The organism is Vibrio aestuarianus (genome assembly GCF_028858425.1).
In the GTDB taxonomy this organism is placed as follows: domain Bacteria; phylum Pseudomonadota; class Gammaproteobacteria; order Enterobacterales; family Vibrionaceae; genus Vibrio; species Vibrio aestuarianus.
In genome coordinates, this window is the sequence record NZ_JAKNYQ010000001.1 from 2460634 (window position 1) to 2478965 (window position 18332).

The following is an 18332-nucleotide window of genomic DNA, read 5'->3' on the forward strand; positions in this document are numbered from 1 at the left end:
CTTACTGAAGTAAGTACATTAGAATGACAAAAGATGATTAAAGCATTTATTCATCGCCTAAAGCGGCCGTTAGCGGCCGCTTTTATTGGCGTATTAACCCCTTTAGCTTTTGCTCCCTACCAATTTTGGCCACTTGCCATCATCAGCCCCGTACTCTTGTTACTACTGATTAACCAACAATCAACTAGAAAAGCCACCGTAATAGGCTATGCATGGGGGTTAGGTTTCTTCGCCTTTGGTATCAGTTGGGTACACGTCAGCATCGACACATTTGGCGGTATGCCAAAAATCGCTAGCCTATTTTTAATGTCACTATTGGTCGGATATTTAGCAGTCTACACTGGGTTATTTGCCGGTCTTTTAAACCGTTTTTTCCCGAAAAATAATCTCACTCGCTTTTTCTTAGCCGCGCCAGCACTTTGGTTACTCACCGACTGGTTAAGAGGTTGGGTGATGACCGGATTTCCTTGGCTGTGGTTAGGCTATAGCCAAATCGATAGCCCCCTGGCCAGCTTTGCCCCATTAGGGGGTGTCGAGCTCATCACTTTGCTCGTTATCATGTGTTCCAGTGCTATCGCGATGACGTTGCTTCAACGAGCATGGGCGCTGCTACTTATTCCTGCGGTTATCTTTACCACTGGTTTTGGCTTAAGAAATATTGATTGGGTAACACTAGACCCTAGCTCAACCACCAAAATTGCACTTATCCAGGGTAATATCAACCAAGCCGTCAAATGGCACCCCAACCAACGTTGGCCAACCATTATGAAATATACCGACCTCAGCCGTGAAAACTGGGATGCGGATATTATCATTTGGCCAGAAGCGGCCATTCCAGCTTTCGAATTTGAGATCCCCTCTTTTCTGCATAACCTTGATAGCGCAGCAAAGATGAATAACAGCGCAATCATTACTGGTATATTGAACCAAGGACCTGAGAAAGAATTTTATAACAGCATACTGACGCTTGGTGAAACGCCTTATGGTGATTACACCTATGACCCAACCCTGCGCTATCACAAATATCACCTACTGCCCTTTGGTGAATTTGTCCCCTTTGAAAAATTCTTAAGGCCCATTGCTCCGTTTTTTAACTTACCAATGTCGTCTTTTCATCGCGGAGAGTATGTTCAACCTAATATCATAGCGAATGGGAAACACCTCACTCCTGCGCTCTGTTATGAGATCATTTTTAGTGAGCAAGTACGAGCAAACGTCACAGACGATACCGATTTTATCTTAACACTATCAAACGATGCTTGGTTCGGTCGATCTATTGGGCCATTACAGCATATGGAGATCGCCAGAATGCGCGCTCTTGAGCTAGGGAAGCCGTTAATACGTTCAACCAATAACGGCGTCACAGCGGTCACGGATCATAAGGGTAACATCCTCAAACAACTGCCTCAGTTTGAAACTGGCGTACTTAAAACAGAGCTGACCTCAACAACAGGTCATACCCCTTATCGAACCATTGGAACTTGGCCTTTGTATATTTGGGTCTTCTTAAGCTTACTTTGTGGGTGGCGATGGAAGAGCTAATAGTGCTCAGTTAAAATAAAACAAAGGCGCTTAGTGCGCCTTTGAAATCACAGATAGCCAAAGCACGTCACTATTATGGTTTTAATGGCAACCTGGTAAAGGCAGTTTTCCCACATTGGATACAAGCTACAATTTCCGTTGGATGGTTGTATTCCGTTTTGTGCCCACAATGGTCGCAAACTAATACTCCTAAACCAATCATCTCACCTGCCTGATATAAACCTTGCCGTTCTAAGTCTTGAAATAGCTCAACCCATTCCACTTTCGTACGATCAGTAATATCTAGCAATCCTTGCCAAATTGAGTTTGTGATCATCAACGAAAACGGGCTACTTCGACTCTCTTCAAAATTATCCGCGAACTCTTTCAAATCAGCTTTAACGTAAGCCGAAATCAACGCCAACTCATCTTTGGTCATATCGTTCGCTGCATCAACAACTTTGCCCGATGTATGCAAAACATTTGATACTTCATCTGGGCTATGTTTGAGTGTTTCTATCACATCATCAACAATCTCTTCATAACTCGCTTTACGTTTTGGCATTAGTGACCTCCATCAAACTAGATTGGCTATTGTTGTGTACCCTTGCTTTAGGTATTCTATGTCGATCAATTAGAATCTGTTCTAACCGAACTCACAAATTCCAAGATAACCGGATATCATCGATGCAAGAGCAATATAACCCGCAAGATATTGAACAAAAAGTTCAGCAGCACTGGGATGACAACAAGACCTTTGTGGTAAGTGAAGACCCAAATAAAGAAAAATTCTACTGTCTCTCTATGTTTCCTTACCCAAGTGGTCGACTGCACATGGGTCACGTGCGCAACTATACCATCGGTGATGTAGTCTCTCGCTTCCAACGCCTGCAAGGCAAAAATGTAATGCAGCCAATTGGCTGGGATGCTTTTGGCCTTCCGGCAGAAAATGCCGCAGTAAAAAACAAAACTGCGCCAGCTCCGTGGACTTATGAAAACATTGAGTACATGAAAAATCAGCTTAAGCTTCTTGGCTTTGGTTATGATTGGAGCCGTGAATTCGCAACATGTACTCCTGAATACTATCGTTGGGAACAAGAGTTCTTCACTAAGCTTTACGAACAAGGCCTTGTTTACAAAAAGACCTCGTCAGTGAACTGGTGTCCAAATGACCAAACAGTACTTGCTAATGAGCAAGTGGAAGATGGCTGTTGTTGGCGTTGTGATACCCCTGTGGAACAAAAAGAGATCCCACAGTGGTTCATCAAAATCACGGCTTACGCACAAGAGCTATTGGACGATCTCGACAAACTTGACGGTTGGCCTGAAATGGTTAAAACCATGCAACGTAACTGGATTGGCCGCTCTGAAGGTGTTGAGCTTAAGTTTGCCGTTCAGGATCATTCAGATCTTGAAGTGTATACCACGCGTCCAGACACATTAATGGGTGTAACCTACGTGGGTATCGCTGCGGGTCACCCGCTAGCGACTATTGCAGCTCAAAATAACCCAGCATTAGCCGCATTCATCGACGAATGTAAAAATACAAAAGTAGCTGAAGCAGAACTGGCTACGATGGAAAAGAAAGGTATGGATACAGGCTTAACCGCTATCCATCCGCTCAATGGGCGTGAAGTACCTATCTATATCGCAAACTTTGTGTTGATGGATTACGGCACTGGCGCAGTGATGGCTGTACCCGCTCATGATCAGCGTGACTATGAGTTCGCCACTAAATACGGCTTAGATATCATTCCAGTGATCAAACCTGAAGATGGTTCTGATGTGGATGTATCAGAAGCCGCTTATACAGAAAAAGGGGTTCTGTTTGATTCAGGTGAATTTGATGGCCTTAATTTCCAAGCAGCATTTGATGCAATCTCAGCCAAACTAGAAACTGAAGGAAAAGGCAAGAAGACTGTTAACTTCCGTCTACGTGACTGGGGCGTATCTCGTCAACGTTACTGGGGTGCACCAATCCCAATGGTGACGACTGAAGATGGCCAAGTTCATTCAGTACCAGCGGATCAACTGCCAGTCATTCTTCCTGAAGATGTAGTTATGGACGGGGTTACAAGCCCAATCAAAGCCGATAAAGAGTGGGCAAAAACCACCTTCAATGGTGAACCAGCACTGCGTGAGACCGATACTTTCGATACCTTTATGGAGTCGTCTTGGTACTACGCTCGCTACTGTTCACCACAAGCAGACGATATTCTAGACCCAGCAAAAGCTAACTACTGGTTACCGGTGGATCAATACATCGGTGGTATTGAACACGCGTGCATGCACTTACTGTACTCACGCTTCTTCCACAAACTTTTGCGTGATGCTGGTTACGTCACTTCTGACGAACCATTCAAGCAACTATTGTGTCAAGGTATGGTGCTTGCGGATGCTTTCTATCATACCAATGAGAAAGGCACTAAAGAATGGATAGCACCGACGGATGTGAAAGTTGACCGTGATGGTAAAGGTCGTATCACACAAGCAATTGATAACCAAGGCCGTAGCGTTGAGCACTCAGGCATGATCAAAATGTCTAAGTCAAAAAACAACGGTATTGATCCACAAGAGATGGTTGACAAATACGGTGCTGATACAGTTCGTCTATTTATGATGTTTGCTTCTCCTGCTGATATGACATTGGAATGGCAAGAGTCTGGCGTTGAAGGCGCAAACCGTTTCCTAAAACGTGTTTGGAAATTGGTTGGTGAACACACAGCAAAAGGTGCAGCAGAAGCGGTTGACGCCGCAACACTTTCTGGTGAGCAAAAAGCGCTTCGTCGTGAAGTACATAAAACCATTGCGAAAGTGACTGATGATATTGCTCGTCGACAAACTTTCAATACAGCAATCGCAGCTATCATGGAGCTAATGAATAAGCTGACAAAAGCACCACAAGAGTCAGCACAAGATCGCGCTATTCTTGATGAAGCCATGAAAGCGGTAGTAAGCATGCTTTACCCAATCACTCCACACATCTGTTTTGAAATGTGGAATGCGCTCGGTGAATCAAATGTAGATAACGCTACTTGGCCCACTTACGATGAATCAGCACTAGTCGAAGATGAAAAACTGATTGTATTGCAAGTCAACGGCAAGCTACGTGGCAAACTGACTGTTGCCGCAGACGCAACCAAGGATCAGGTTGAAACACTTGGTTTAGCGGATGAAAACGTAATGAAATTTACCGATGGATTGACGATTCGTAAAGTAATCTACGTACCCGGTAAATTGCTCAACATCGTAGCAAACTAAGACATTATCACGGTAATGGATTAGCTTGTTATAAGTGCAAATTAAACAGGGTGGCTCGCTACCCTGTTTACTTATTTTAGTTTATCTGACTACATAATATTTCCTCTCCAGTAATGCTCTTAAGCAAGTAACCTGATGAGGTAAACTAAAATAAGTAAACAACATATGAGAATTTAAATCTAATGCGCCTTATCCCTTCTTCCTCATTGAAGTTAATCTCTGTACTCGCATTGACGACTCTACTTTCAGCGTGTGGTTTTCATCTTCGTGGCGATTACTCGGTGCCCGAAGAGTTGCACAGAATGTCATTAACCAGTTATGACCAATACAGCACCTTTACCCGTATGGTGAAAAACCAACTGCGCGTGACTGAAATTGAGCTAGTCTCACCAGCAAAAGATGTACCTAATTTACACCTACTTAGTGAAAGCGTGGGAGAACGGACGCTTTCTTTATATCAAAACACTCGCGCGGCTGAAAAAGAGTTAACGTTTAACGCCTCTTACCGCGTGACTGTCCCTGATGTAGGAACAAAAGTGTTTTCGACCAGCGTTACCCGCAGCTATCTAGATAACCCATTGACAGCACTCGCTAAATCCGTAGAGCGCGATATGATCGAAGATGAAATGCGTAAAGTTGCCGCCAGCCAAATCTTACGTCAAATGGCTCGTTTAAAAGCCAACATTGCGGCCAGTGAGATGATGCTTGAAGCGCAAGAAAACGAAGAAATGCAAACCATCGAGAAGCAGTACGATATACAAACGATTGAAGGCGAATTAGCCCCAACCAATCAATCAAACTAGGTCGTAGTAATGAGAATATTTGCTGACAAATTGGCTGATCATCTAAATAAGCAACTAGTGAACATCTATTTGTTGTTTGGCAACGAGCCGCTTTTGTTACAAGAATCTCGCCTTGCTATTCAAAAAAAAGCTCAGCAGCATGGCTTTGAAGAACGCCACCGCTTTGCTGCTGATTCCAATTTAAATTGGCCTGATGTTTATGATTGCTGTCAGTCTCTAAGCCTCTTTTCTAGTCGACAGATCATAGAAATAGAGTTACCGGAAGCCGGTGCTAACGCTGCGATTGCCAAGGAGTTACTCTCGCTAAGTGAGTCACTTCATGACGATATTTTGCTGGTCATCATTGGGGGTAAATTAACCAAGGCACAAGAAAGTGCAAAATGGTTTAAAACGCTCTCAGCTCAAGGTTGTTGGGTCAGTTGCTTAACGCCTGACATGCAAAAATTGCCACAATTTGTCATGATGCGCTGCCGCGCTCTCGGTCTAACGCCGGACAAAGAAGCGGTTCAAATGCTCGCTCAGTGGCATGAAGGGAATTTATTTGCACTCGCGCAAAGTTTAGAAAAACTTGCCCTGCTCTATCCTGATGGCCAACTGACTTTGATCCGTTTAGAAGAGTCACTCAGTAGACACAACCACTTCACTGTATTCCATTGGATTGACGCCTTATTAGAAGGGCAAGCGAACCGAGTACAGCGTATCTTGCGCCAATTGATCGCAGAAGAAACAGAATGCGTTATCCTTATTCGTAGTCTTCAAAAAGAGCTTTTATTATTGCTGCAAATGCAAAAAGAACTCTCGCAGATGACGTTAGGCGCTATTTTTGATAAACACAGAATATGGCAATCAAAACGTCCTTGGTATTCTGCCAGTTTAAAACGCTTGTCGAGCGTAAAATTACAGCAACTGATACAACAACTCAGCCAAGCTGAAATCATGGCTAAAACGCAGTATGACACCTCACCTTGGCCACTCTTGCAGCAACTCAGTATTGAGTTTTGTTTACCTCAATCAGGTTTGTCAAAGTTGGCCTAAAAGCGTGATATACTGCGCTCCATTTTTCTTTCGCCTTAAATTTGTTCTTATAGGAGATCACCTTTGCAACACCATGAATTAAAAGACTTTCTTGCAGATAAAGCTGATGATATGAAAGCGCTAGATATCAAAACATTGGATGTAAAAGGAAAATCCAGCATTACCGATTATATGATCATCTGCACTGGCACATCGAAAAGACATGTTGCTTCTATTGCTGAGCACGTCTCTAGCGAGGTAAAAAAAGTCGGTCTTGAACCTTTGGGCATGGATGGTGAAGCTGAAGGTGAATGGGTGGTCCTAGACATGGGCAGCAGCATGCTGCATGTTATGCAAGAAGAGCATCGAGAACTGTACCAACTAGAAAAGCTCTGGAGCTAAACGTTGAAAATTCAACTGATCGCCGTTGGGACAAAAATGCCCAAGTGGGTCGAAGAAGGCTTTCAAGAATATCGCCGCCGCTTTCCGCACGACATGCCCCTAGAGCTAATTGAAATACAAGCAGGAAAACGAGGGAAAAACGCTGATATTGCAAGAATTTTGCAAAAAGAAGGCGAAGCCATGTTAGCGGCAGTGCCAAAAGGTAATCGAATTGTTACACTCGATATTCCAGGCAAGCGCTGGGATACAGAACAGCTCGCTGGGCAGTTAGAAAGTTGGAAATTAGATGCTCGTGATGTTTCGATTTTGATTGGCGGCCCAGAAGGGCTTTCCCCTGCATGCAAAGCGGCTGCCGAACAAAGCTGGTCTCTATCGCCGCTGACTCTCCCTCACCCTCTTGTACGAGTGGTTATGGCTGAGAGTTTGTATCGAGCTTGGAGCATTACCGCGAACCATCCTTACCATCGAGAATAAATATACATGTTGCGTAATCGTAGCCAAATTCGTGACTACCAAGCTGAAGCTCGCCTTTTTAGAAACCGAGCGATTGCAGCTTTCATTGGTATTGTAGTTTTGGTGGGCATTTTGCTCACCAATTTATATCACATCCAAATTAATCAATATCAAGATTACAAAACACGTTCCAACGATAACCGAATTAAAGTTGTCCCCATCGCTCCCAATCGCGGGTTGATCTACGATCGTAATGGCGTTCTTTTAGCAGAAAACCGCCCTGTATTTAGCCTCGAAATCACTCCCGAACAAGTGAAAGATATGGCTGAGACCATTGCTCGCTTGCAAGATATTCTCGAAATATCACCAGAGAAAATTGCGACTTTTGAAAAAGAGCGACGACAAACCCGACGCTTTAATTCCATCCCTATTTTGACTCAATTGACTCAAGAACAAGTGGCCATTTTTTCCGTTAATCAGCATCGATTTCCTGGAGTTTCCGTTACCGCCAACTTAAAGCGTTATTATCCTTACGGTGCAGTGCTGACTCATGTCATTGGCTATGTATCACGGATCAACGACAAAGACTTAGAACGCCTAGAACGTGAAGAAAAAGCGGCTAACTACCAAGCCACTCGCGATATTGGTAAATTGGGCATCGAGCGTTTCTACGAAGAAACCTTACATGGCATCGCTGGCTACCAAGAAGTGGAAGTCAACAGCCGTGGTCGTATCATCCGTACCCTAAAATACGTTCCCCCCGTTGCTGGTAAAGACATTGTTTTAAACCTGGATATCGACTTACAACTTTACGTGCATCAACTGCTTGATGGTCGTCGCGGCTCCGCTGTTGTGCTCGATCCCAAAGATAACGGCGTACTCGCTATGGTATCTAGCCCTAGTTATGACCCTAACGCTTTCGTTCATGGTATCTCTGGTAAAGCGTACAACGCGCTTCTGACCGATAAAAACAGGCCATTGGTTAACCGCGCAACACTGGGCATTTATCCACCCGCCTCTACTGTTAAACCATTTATTGCCGTGTCAGCCTTAGAAGAGGGCGTGATAACGACCAAAACAGTGCGCAACGATCCAGGCTATTGGACAATACCTAACTCTAAAACCAAACCCTTCCGCGATTGGCTGCGTTGGGGGCATGGCAAAGTAGACATCACCAAAGCACTTGAAGAGTCTGTCGATACGTTCTTTTATCAAATCGCTTATGATATGGGGATCGACAGGCTTTCAGCTTGGATGATGCGCTTTGGCTTTGGTGATTACACCGGCATTGATATTTTTGAAGAAAGTAAAGCCAATATGCCAACGCGTGAGTGGAAAATGGCTCGCCACCGTACGCCGTGGTACCAAGGCGATACCATACCGGTTGGGATCGGACAAGGCTACTGGACAGCAACGCCAATGCAGATTGCCAAAGCAACCTCAGTATTAGTCAATCATGGTAAAGTTATCGCCCCTCACCTACTGCGTTCGACCATTAAAAATGGTGAAGAATTCAGTAAACAACAACTGTCTGATGTCGAAACGTACCCGCCAATTAACGAAGTGCCAAAACGTTATTGGGATATCGCCATTCACGGAATGGAATTAGTTAACCATGGGAAAAAAGGCACGGCGCGCCGCTCTTTTTACGGATCAAAATATACCAGTGCAGGTAAATCAGGTACGGCACAAGTTTTCGGACTAGCAGAGAATCAAGAATATAATGCAGATGAGCTTGCAGAACACTTACGTGACCACGCACTGTTTACCGGTTTTGCCCCTGTAGAAGATCCAAAACTCGTGGTGACGATAGTACTAGAAAATGCAGGCGGAGGCTCTACTAATGGAGCCCCCGTTGTGCGTAAAGTGTTTGATAAAGCGCTATTGGGCGAAGAAACTAAGGCAGAAAAATAATGGAACTCGATCCTTCAACTGGCCAAAACCGAGCGCTATTTGAGCGCCTACATATCGATCTCCCACTGCTGCTTGGCATTTTGTTGCTGATGGGCTTTGGTTTGGTAGTGATGTACAGCGCCAGCGGTCAAAGTTTGGCCATGATGGACAAGCAAGCAATGCGCATGGCGCTCGCTCTTGGTGTGATGCTTATCCTTGCACAAGTATCCCCCCGCACTTATGAAGCGCTTGCCCCATTTCTGTTCTTTTGTGGTGTCGTATTACTACTAGGCGTACTGTTCTTTGGTGAATCATCTAAAGGTGCACAGCGTTGGCTAAATTTTGGTTTTGTTCGCTTCCAACCTTCAGAACTGCTTAAGCTTGCCGTACCACTCATGGTGGCTCGATATATCGGAAAACGAGCCCTTCCACCAAGCTTCAAAACACTCTTTATCGCTTTATTGATGGTTTTCATTCCAACAATTTTGATTGCCAAACAACCTGATTTAGGCACATCGATTTTGATTGCCGCGTCAGGAATATTCGTTATTTTCCTGGCAGGGATAAGTTGGCGAATTATTTTTGCAGCCGCCGTTGCATTGGGCGCTTTTATTCCGGTGCTATGGTTCTTTTTAATGCGTGAATACCAAAAGGTCCGAGTTCGCACACTGTTTAACCCAGAATCAGATCCGCTAGGTGCGGGATACCACATTATCCAGAGCAAAATTGCCATCGGCTCTGGTGGGATGTCAGGCAAAGGATGGCTACATGGCACGCAATCACAACTTGAGTTTTTACCCGAACGTCATACTGACTTTATCTTTGCCGTGATCGCCGAAGAATGGGGCATGATTGGCATCTTATGCTTGTTAGCTATTTACCTTTTCATTATCGGACGCGGCTTATACCTTGCTAGCAATGCACAAACAGCATTTGGCCGCATGATGGCAGGCAGTATTGTATTGAGCTTTTTTGTTTATATCTTTGTAAATATTGGCATGGTAAGTGGTATTTTACCTGTTGTGGGAGTGCCTCTTGCTTTGATCAGCTATGGTGGAACATCCATGGTAACACTGATGGCAGGGTTCGGGATTCTGATGTCCATTCATACACATAGAAACGCATTTTCAAAGGCGACTTAACCATGAGAAATACGCTATTTATTTTTATTACGACCAGCGTTTTTCTCGCAGGTTGCAGCTCTTCTGACCGCTATTCAATCAAAGATGATATAGCGCCTAAAGCCCCTATTTCTGTCGATCACATTGAAGATGCGCAGCCTCAATACGAACCGTACAGTTTAGGTGGCAATAAAAACTACACACTGCGCGGGGTGAATTACACCATAATCAAAGACAGCAACGGTTTCACTGAAAAGGGGCAAGCATCTTGGTACGGCAAGAAGTTCCATGGTCACCTGACCTCTAATGGTGAAATCTACGATATGTATTCGATGACAGCTGCGCATAAAACATTGCCACTACCCAGTTATGTTCAGGTCACCAATTTAGATAACCAAAAAACAACCGTTGTTCGTGTCAACGATCGTGGTCCTTTCCATGAAGGACGAATCATCGACTTAAGTTACGCCGCAGCCTACAAACTAGGAGTAGTACAAACGGGTACCGCCAATGTAGAGATAAAAGTCATTACCGTCGAAAAACCAAACACCACAAAACCGACAAATCGTCACCCTAAATACATTATTCAGGTTGCCTCTTCAAAATATGAAGATAGAACTCGAACTTTATCTCAAGATTTGAGTCAAAAGTTATCCGTTGAAAGCTTTGTCGACAGCGTAAATGATAGCCACCGTGTTTTTTTAGGCCCATTTAATGACTATTCTCTGACGCAGCAAGCACTTGAAAAAGTTAAATTGCTAGGTTACGAGACAGCATTCATCAAAAAGCAACCCGTTACTCAGTGACCCTTCAAACACCGTGATATTGATTCCGGCTCTGGCATGATAGGTCGTTTCTGTTAAGATATGGACAGTTAACAAGAAAATTTGCATTCATCATGAAAAAAATAACGTTTCTAAAACCGATTCTAGCGTCTTCAATTGCGCTTTCCGCTACCTTCACAAGCTCCGTGTTCGCAGGTCCTATCGTGGTGCCTGATGCACCACAGATTGCAGCAAAGGGCTACGTTTTAATGGATTATCATTCAGGAAAAGTTCTAGCTGAAAAAGAGATGAATACTAAATTATCTCCAGCAAGCTTAACCAAAATGATGACCAGCTATGTGATAGGTCAAGAACTCAGTCGTGGCAACATTTCTCCAGAAGATGATGTAGTTATCAGCCGCAATGCATGGGCAAAAAACTTCCCAGACTCATCAAAAATGTTTATTGAGGTCGGCACAACGGTCAAAGTAGAAGATCTCAATCGCGGCATCATCATCCAATCAGGCAACGACGCTTGTGTTGCAATGGCTGAGCACATCGCAGGCTCTGAAGATGCATTCGTCGATCTAATGAATGCTTGGGCCAGTTCACTGGGAATGAACGATACTCACTTTGCCAATGTACACGGATTAGATAACCCAAATCTGTATTCTACGCCATACGACATGGCATTATTAGGCCAAGCACTGATTCGTGATGTGCCTGATGAATATCGTATTTATTCCGAGCAAAAATATACCTATAACGGCATTACCCAATACAACCGTAACGGCTTACTTTGGGATAAAAGCATGAATGTCGATGGTATAAAAACCGGACACACAACGAATGCTGGATACAGTCTCGTAAGTTCAGCGACTGAAGGTAAAATGCGTTTAGTGGCAGTCGTCATGGGCACTAAAGATGCTAATGCACGTAAATCGGAAAGCAAAAAATTACTGAGCTATGGATTCCGTTTCTTCGAAACCGTTGCGCCTCACAAAGCTGGCGAAACCTTCGTTGAAGAAAAAATCTGGATGGGTGACAAGGACGCGGTAGCACTAGGTGTAGACGAAGATACCTATGTGACCCTACCTCGTGGTCAAGCGAAAGATTTAACCGCCAGTTTTGTTCTTGAAAAAGAACTAAAAGCCCCAATAAATAAAGGCGATGTTGTCGGTAAGCTATACTATCAACTTGATGGTGAAGACGTTGCCCAATACCCATTGATGGCATTGGAAGATGTAAAAGAAGGTGGAATTTTTAGCCGCCTATGGGATTACATCGTATTGCTTTTCAAAGGCTTATTCTAAGATTCATAATGAACAACGAGAAAGCCGCCATAATGGCGGCTTTTGTTATTATTGAGATTAATATCGATTGACAGTACTATTCGCCACCAATCGATTGACTAACTGGAGTCTCTACTATGCTGACCATAAATTCTGATGCGAAATTAAAAGACCTACTTGAGTTCCCTTGCTCTTTTACTTACAAGGTAATGGGTCATGCTAAACCAGAGCTTCCTGAATTGGTTTTAGAAGTCATTCAACGCCACGCTCCTGGTGATTATAGCCCAGTGATAAAACCAAGTGCGAAAGGAAATTATCATTCAGTTTCGATCAATATCACCGCCACTTCAATTGAACAAGTTGAAGTGCTATACAAAGAACTCGGTGAAATAGATATCGTACGAATGGTGCTATAATTTGTTGATGAGAATGGATTAACCTCTCATATTTTTGATTTTTTCAATTTTTTTTGAAAGCAGCCTAGGCTGCTTTTTTCATATAAATCATGGAGCTAAATGGGCCACATCAACAACATGGATAAATTTATCAGCCCAATCGGTAGTCCATTGGCCGGAAGAAGTTTATAATCCAAAAACTTTATTTATATAGTGATGATGAGTGTTGTTGATGTTTAACCAGCTTGTTGTAAAACGACTCGGTCGCCAAGATTATCAGCCGGTGTGGCAAGCGATGCACGAGTTTACCGACACAAGGGATGAAACCACGCCAGATCAACTCTGGCTTGTCGAGCATTGCCCCGTATTTACTCAAGGGCAAGCAGGTAAAGCTGAACATCTACTGAATACAGGCGACATACCTGTCGTGCAAAGCGACCGAGGGGGGCAAGTGACTTACCATGGCCCTGGTCAGTTAGTCGCTTATTTTCTTATCGATTTACGTAGAAAAAAGTTAGGTGTGCGCGATCTCGTCACCAACATTGAAAATATCGTCATCAATACACTCCAAACATACAATATTAACTCAGCCGCCCGACCGGATGCCCCTGGTGTTTACGTCGATGGAAAAAAAATATGCTCTCTTGGCTTGAGGATACGTAAAGGTTGTTCATTTCACGGTTTGGCCCTGAATGTCAACATGGACTTATCTCCATTTCTGCGCATTAATCCTTGTGGTTATCAAGGGATGGAAATGATACAAGTCAGTGAGCTTGGTGGACCTTCCGATCTAGAAGTGATAGAGAAACAAATAATAAAAGAACTCGTTACGTTACTTGGTTACGAGCAAGTAGAAATCAGCACAGAAGCACCTCTTCATAGGTAAAAAGCATGAGCAAACCAATCCAAATGGAAAAAGGCGTTAAATACCGTGACGCTGATAAAATGGCACTAATTCCTGTTAAAAACATGCCAGCTGTCGAACAAAAAGAAGTACTGCGCAAACCGGAATGGATGAAAATAAAACTGCCTTCGGATAGCCAACGCATTCAAGACATAAAGTCAGCGATGCGCAAAAATAACCTTCACTCAGTGTGTGAAGAGGCTTCTTGTCCGAATCTTGCCGAATGCTTCAACCACGGTACAGCAACCTTCATGATTTTAGGGGCAATTTGTACCCGTCGTTGCCCATTTTGTGATGTTGCCCATGGTCGCCCAAATGCACCTGAAAATGATGAGCCTGCAAAATTGGCGCAAACCATTAAAGACATGAAATTGAAGTATGTCGTGATTACTTCCGTTGACCGTGATGATCTACGTGATGGAGGTGCTCAACACTTCGCTGACTGTAATCGCGAAATCCGAGCATTAAACCCCGAGATTCGTATCGAGACGCTCGTCCCTGATTTTCGTGGGCGCATGGACGTTGCTTTAGATTTACTAAAAGACAACCCACCCGATGTTTTTAACCACAATTTAGAAACAGCTCCTCGCCTTTATCGTAAGGCTCGTCCGGGTGCGAACTATAAATGGTCACTGGAACTCCTAAAGAAATTCAAAGAGCAGCACCCTAGCATTCCAACGAAATCAGGACTGATGATGGGGCTGGGCGAAACTAAAGAAGAGATCGTAGAAGTACTCAAAGACTTGCGAGCGCATGGTGTCACCATGCTTACACTTGGCCAATATTTAGCGCCAAGTCGACATCATTTACCTGTGGAACGTTATGTTCCACCATCAGAATTTGATGAACTCAAAGAAATTGCATTAGAGCTTGGATTTACTCATGCAGCTTGCGGCCCATTCGTTCGCTCGTCTTATCACGCCGACATGCAAGCGAAAGGACTGGAAGTAAAATAAATCTTCTGTTTGATAAGTAAAATCGATAGCCGATACCTATATATCGGCTTTTGTTTGTCTTAACGAAAATATCAGAAACTTGAATATTGAGCTGAGGTTCTATAGGCTTATGGATTATATAAGTACAATAACAAAGCTAAGGATAATCCAAATGAAAACGATCAGTACATTGGCGCTTATTGCTGCCGCATTAACTGCCGGTTGTGCATCCAATACACAACAGGATAACTATCGTGAAGCATCTTTTGAGCTTTGTAATACCGAAGTTAGTATCTATTCGGTGAGTGATGATGGTCGCGTACGTATCGTTTGTGCCGATGGTTCTAAATTTGCGCTTAATAGTGAAAAAACACTGGATACCATGCGTAATATCAACATTGAATATTGTGATGGTGAAGGTCTTGGCAAATTCAATGAAAGCACTAAGTATTACTCATTTCAATGTAAGTCAGGAACACTATTGAGCATTGCTAAGTAGCGATATAAAAGAATAATCACGATAAGGGATCTCGACGCCAGTTGATCTTTTTATCCCTTAAGTAAAAATCCGCCTTCTTAGAAGGCGGCTTTGGTTTATAGCCCCCTATAAGGGGGCATCCCTGCGCTGCTAGTTTATCTTCAACTCTAACTGCGCCTCATATTCTTGATCTTTCTTGTCTTGGTGCCTTACGTAACGCCTGATGATTTCTTCATTCACACCAACTGTGTCAACAAAGTATCCCCTTGCCCAAAAATGATTACCCCACAGTTTCTTTCTTATATGTGGGAACTTGTTAAACAAGCGGATTGCTGAACGCCCTTTCAATACTCCCATCAACGTTGATATCGAAACTTTTGGTGGAACTATCACAACCAAGTGAATGTGATCCGGCTGAACATTTAATTCCAAGACTTCACAATCTTTCATATTGCACAAAATATAGATTGAGCGATAAAGCTCTTTACCTACATTCCCTTTCAAGATCTTAAATCTGTATTTCGGTGTCCAAACTATGTGGTATTTGCAACGCCAATATACATGTGATGAACTTCTATAATCGCCCATGTTTTTAGTTTCCTCTTACTTATGGTGAATAAGAGGTTTACTTCTAGCATGGGCACTCATTCGGGCAATAGCCCCAAGGTTCAATCACCACCGCCCAAGGCGGTGGTTTAGGGATGACAATAAAAAAGCTCCCATCATTTGGGAGCTTTTGCTTTTAGCACTAAACAAATTTACGCGTAAACAGGCAGACGCTTACAAATCTCAAGTACTTTCGCTTTAGTCGCTTCAATAACAGACTCATCGCCCATGTTATCAAGGATGTCACACATCCAACCAGCTAACGCTTTTGCATCCGCTTCGGTGAAACCACGACGAGTAATTGAAGGAGAACCAACACGGATACCCGATGTTACGAATGGGCTACGAGGATCATTTGGCACTGAGTTTTTGTTGACTGTAATGTTGGCAGCACCTAACGCAGCATCTGCATCTTTACCTGTGATATCTTTATCAATCAAATCAACAAGGAAAAGATGGTTTTCCGTTGAACCTGATACAATGTTGTAACCACGAGCAAGAAACTCCGCTACCATCGCTTTTGCGTTAGCCACAACACGTGTTTGGTACTCTTTAAATTCAGGTTCCAACGCTTCTTTGAATGCAACCGCTTTACCAGCGATAACGTGCATCAATGGGCCACCTTGACCACCTGGAAATACTGCTGAATTTAATTTCTTGTACAGATCTTCACCCGCATTTGAAAGAATTAAACCACCGCGAGGACCCGCAAGCGTTTTATGCGTGGTTGTCGTTACGACATGTGCATATGGTACTGGGTTAGGATAAACACCCGCTGCAATTAGGCCTGCAACGTGCGCCATATCAACAAAAAGGTAAGCATCAACTTTATCCGCGATTTCGCGCATGCGTTTCCAATCACAAATTTGTGAGTAAGCAGAAAAACCACCGATGATCATTTTTGGCTTATGCTCAACCGCTAATGCTTCCATTTCTTCATAATCGATCTGGCCATTCTCATCGATACCGTAAGGAATAATGTTGTAAAGCTTACCAGAGAAGTTTACCGGAGAACCGTGTGTTAAGTGACCACCGTGAGCCAAGCTCATACCTAAAACGGTATCACCAGCATTAAGCAGTGCCATGTAAACCGCGTTATTCGCTTGAGAACCAGAGTGAGGCTGTACGTTTGCGTATTCAGCGCCGAACAATTCACATGCACGTTCGATCGCTAACGTTTCCACTTTATCAACGAACTCGCAACCACCGTAGTAACGCTTGCCAGGATAACCTTCTGCATATTTATTGGTTAGCTGAGAACCTTGAGCTTCCATTACACGTGGGCTTGTGTAGTTTTCTGAAGCGATAAGTTCGATGTGTTCTTCCTGACGAAGAGTTTCTTCTTGAATAGCTGCGAACAAGTCCGCATCGTAATCTGCGATGTTCATATCACGCTTAAGCATCTGTATCTCCTGACTCAGATTTGACTGAATGTTTCAAAAAAACCACACAACGACCAAAAGCAAACGTTTTCGTCACCGTAATATGGCGCACATTCTACATAATTTGATCTGGGTCATAAAGAACAAATTGCAGAAATTATTATGCAGTTTTCTCATAATGACTAACGAGGTTTCTCATGTTACGTGCTCGATTTTTCATGATAACCAGCAAACGTCAACTTTTGGCTTTACACCCTGTAAAACGGCAATTACATAGGTTTACCTCAATTTTTGCTCTCTAGCTACCGAAAAGATCGACTTTTCTTTACTATGCATGCCACTTTGGACTATTTAAATTTATTTTTGATGGAAAAACACACACGCAAAGAAGATTGGATTGCCATTTTAACGGGTACATTTCTAGTCGCACAAGGTATCTTCTTTTTGCAGTCGGCTCATTTACTGACAGGCGGCACTACTGGCTTAGCACTGTTATTAAGCCAGTTTGTCCCAGCTTCTTTTGGAATCTTGTATTTCATTGCCAACAGTCCGTTTTATCTTCTCGCATGGCAACGCTTTGGCAAACGCTTTGCAATAAATAGCGCGGTTTCCGGTGCGTTAGTTTCTATTTTTGCCGACCATCTGTATCTGGTTATTTCTCTTGATAGTGTCAATGACATCTATTGCGCAATAGCGGGCGGACTATTAATGGGATTAGGCATGCTTATTTTATTTCGCCACCGTTCGAGCCTTGGCGGCTTCAATGTTCTTTGCTTATTTATCCAAGATAAATTCGGTATCTCAGTTGGTAAGAGCCAGTTGACTATTGACTGCGCTATCTTGTTTGCCTCTTTCTTTTTCGTCTCACCGACTACTATTGCTATCTCTGTACTGGGAGCGGTTGCACTAAACCTAGTGTTAGCGATGAACCATAAACCAACACGTTATAGCGTTACTTATGGGTAATTGATCTAGGAAAAGGTTTGAAGCCTTTTCCTTCTTTGAAGGTAATTACATTCAGCAAATAACGTACTCCTTTTCTTTATAAAACTTCAAGTTGATTAAAAATCACGCTTTATTAAGTAACACGAAATTAGAAAGCACTAAT

18 protein-coding genes are annotated in these 18332 nt (G+C 43.3%); 15 read left to right on the forward strand and 3 right to left on the reverse strand.

The genetic code is table 11. The features are described from left to right. The first annotated feature begins 33 nt into the window (after positions 1-33). Positions 34-1542, forward strand: a complete 1509-nt coding sequence (gene lnt, locus MCT08_RS11240; RefSeq protein ID WP_274678427.1) for an apolipoprotein N-acyltransferase — start codon at positions 34-36, stop codon at positions 1540-1542. 73 nt (positions 1543-1615) lie between these two features. Here lnt and MCT08_RS11245 read toward each other — a convergent pair whose 3' ends face one another. Next, positions 1616-2086 (reverse strand): zinc ribbon-containing protein, encoded by a 471-nt coding sequence (locus tag MCT08_RS11245; RefSeq protein ID WP_053310269.1) that lies wholly within the window; start codon positions 2084-2086, stop codon positions 1616-1618. 122 nt (positions 2087-2208) lie between these two features. Between MCT08_RS11245 and leuS the strand changes: the two genes are divergently transcribed. The 13 genes from leuS to MCT08_RS11310 all read left to right on the forward strand — a co-directional run bounded on the left by leuS (position 2209) and on the right by MCT08_RS11310 (position 15257). Further along, on the forward strand, positions 2209-4782 hold the full coding sequence (gene leuS / locus MCT08_RS11250; RefSeq protein WP_171980429.1) for a leucine--tRNA ligase: 2574 nt from the start codon (positions 2209-2211) through the stop codon (positions 4780-4782). A gap of 182 nt (positions 4783-4964) precedes the next feature. Continuing rightward, the gene (locus tag MCT08_RS11255) at positions 4965-5585 is read left to right on the forward strand and encodes an LPS-assembly lipoprotein LptE (protein WP_274678428.1); all 621 of its coding nucleotides are present in this window, start codon (positions 4965-4967) and stop codon (positions 5583-5585) included. A gap of 9 nt (positions 5586-5594) precedes the next feature. Next, a complete protein-coding gene (gene holA / locus MCT08_RS11260; RefSeq protein ID WP_053310272.1) occupies positions 5595-6620 on the forward strand; it encodes a DNA polymerase III subunit delta in 1026 nt (341 codons plus the stop codon). A 63-nt stretch (positions 6621-6683) separates the two neighbouring features. Beyond that, a complete protein-coding gene (gene rsfS, locus MCT08_RS11265; RefSeq protein WP_053310273.1) occupies positions 6684-7001 on the forward strand; it encodes a ribosome silencing factor in 318 nt (105 codons plus the stop codon). Positions 7002-7004: 3 nt separating this feature from the next. Continuing rightward, positions 7005-7475 carry a 23S rRNA (pseudouridine(1915)-N(3))-methyltransferase RlmH gene (rlmH, locus tag MCT08_RS11270; protein ID WP_053310274.1) on the forward strand — a complete coding sequence of 157 codons (471 nt, stop codon included), beginning with the start codon at positions 7005-7007 and terminating at the stop codon, positions 7473-7475. 6 nt (positions 7476-7481) lie between these two features. Beyond that, positions 7482-9368, forward strand: a complete 1887-nt coding sequence (gene mrdA, locus MCT08_RS11275; protein WP_274678429.1) for a penicillin-binding protein 2 — start codon at positions 7482-7484, stop codon at positions 9366-9368. Continuing rightward, positions 9368-10489 carry a rod shape-determining protein RodA gene (gene rodA, locus MCT08_RS11280; protein WP_274678430.1) on the forward strand — a complete coding sequence of 374 codons (1122 nt, stop codon included), beginning with the start codon at positions 9368-9370 and terminating at the stop codon, positions 10487-10489. Before mrdA ends, rodA begins: the two co-directional genes overlap by 1 nt. A 2-nt stretch (positions 10490-10491) precedes the next feature. Then, positions 10492-11274 (forward strand): septal ring lytic transglycosylase RlpA family protein, encoded by a 783-nt coding sequence (locus MCT08_RS11285; RefSeq protein ID WP_168522950.1) that lies wholly within the window; start codon positions 10492-10494, stop codon positions 11272-11274. A 92-nt stretch (positions 11275-11366) separates the two neighbouring features. Beyond that, positions 11367-12545 carry a serine hydrolase gene (locus MCT08_RS11290; protein ID WP_053310278.1) on the forward strand — a complete coding sequence of 393 codons (1179 nt, stop codon included), beginning with the start codon at positions 11367-11369 and terminating at the stop codon, positions 12543-12545. Positions 12546-12661: 116 nt separating this feature from the next. Continuing rightward, positions 12662-12940 carry a DUF493 family protein YbeD gene (ybeD, locus tag MCT08_RS11295; protein ID WP_053310279.1) on the forward strand — a complete coding sequence of 93 codons (279 nt, stop codon included), beginning with the start codon at positions 12662-12664 and terminating at the stop codon, positions 12938-12940. A 211-nt stretch (positions 12941-13151) separates the two neighbouring features. Further along, positions 13152-13805, forward strand: coding sequence for a lipoyl(octanoyl) transferase LipB (lipB, locus tag MCT08_RS11300; protein ID WP_053310280.1), 654 nt, complete (start codon positions 13152-13154; stop codon positions 13803-13805). Positions 13806-13810: 5 nt separating this feature from the next. Further along, positions 13811-14779: a lipoyl synthase gene (gene lipA, locus MCT08_RS11305; RefSeq protein WP_053310281.1), complete on the forward strand. Its 969-nt coding sequence runs from the start codon at positions 13811-13813 to the stop codon at positions 14777-14779. Between the two features lie 151 nt (positions 14780-14930). Continuing rightward, positions 14931-15257, forward strand: coding sequence for a hypothetical protein (locus MCT08_RS11310; RefSeq protein ID WP_053310282.1), 327 nt, complete (start codon positions 14931-14933; stop codon positions 15255-15257). Positions 15258-15386: 129 nt separating this feature from the next. Here MCT08_RS11310 and tnpA read toward each other — a convergent pair whose 3' ends face one another. Beyond that, positions 15387-15824, reverse strand: a complete 438-nt coding sequence (tnpA, locus tag MCT08_RS11315; protein WP_168521467.1) for an IS200/IS605 family transposase — start codon at positions 15822-15824, stop codon at positions 15387-15389. Positions 15825-15994: 170 nt separating this feature from the next. Then, the gene (glyA, locus tag MCT08_RS11320; RefSeq protein ID WP_274678431.1) at positions 15995-17245 is read right to left on the reverse strand and encodes a serine hydroxymethyltransferase; all 1251 of its coding nucleotides are present in this window, start codon (positions 17243-17245) and stop codon (positions 15995-15997) included. Positions 17246-17590: 345 nt separating this feature from the next. Between glyA and MCT08_RS11325 the strand changes: the two genes are divergently transcribed. Next, on the forward strand, positions 17591-18190 hold the full coding sequence (locus MCT08_RS11325) for a YitT family protein (protein ID WP_053310456.1): 600 nt from the start codon (positions 17591-17593) through the stop codon (positions 18188-18190). Positions 18191-18332 lie beyond the last annotated feature (142 nt).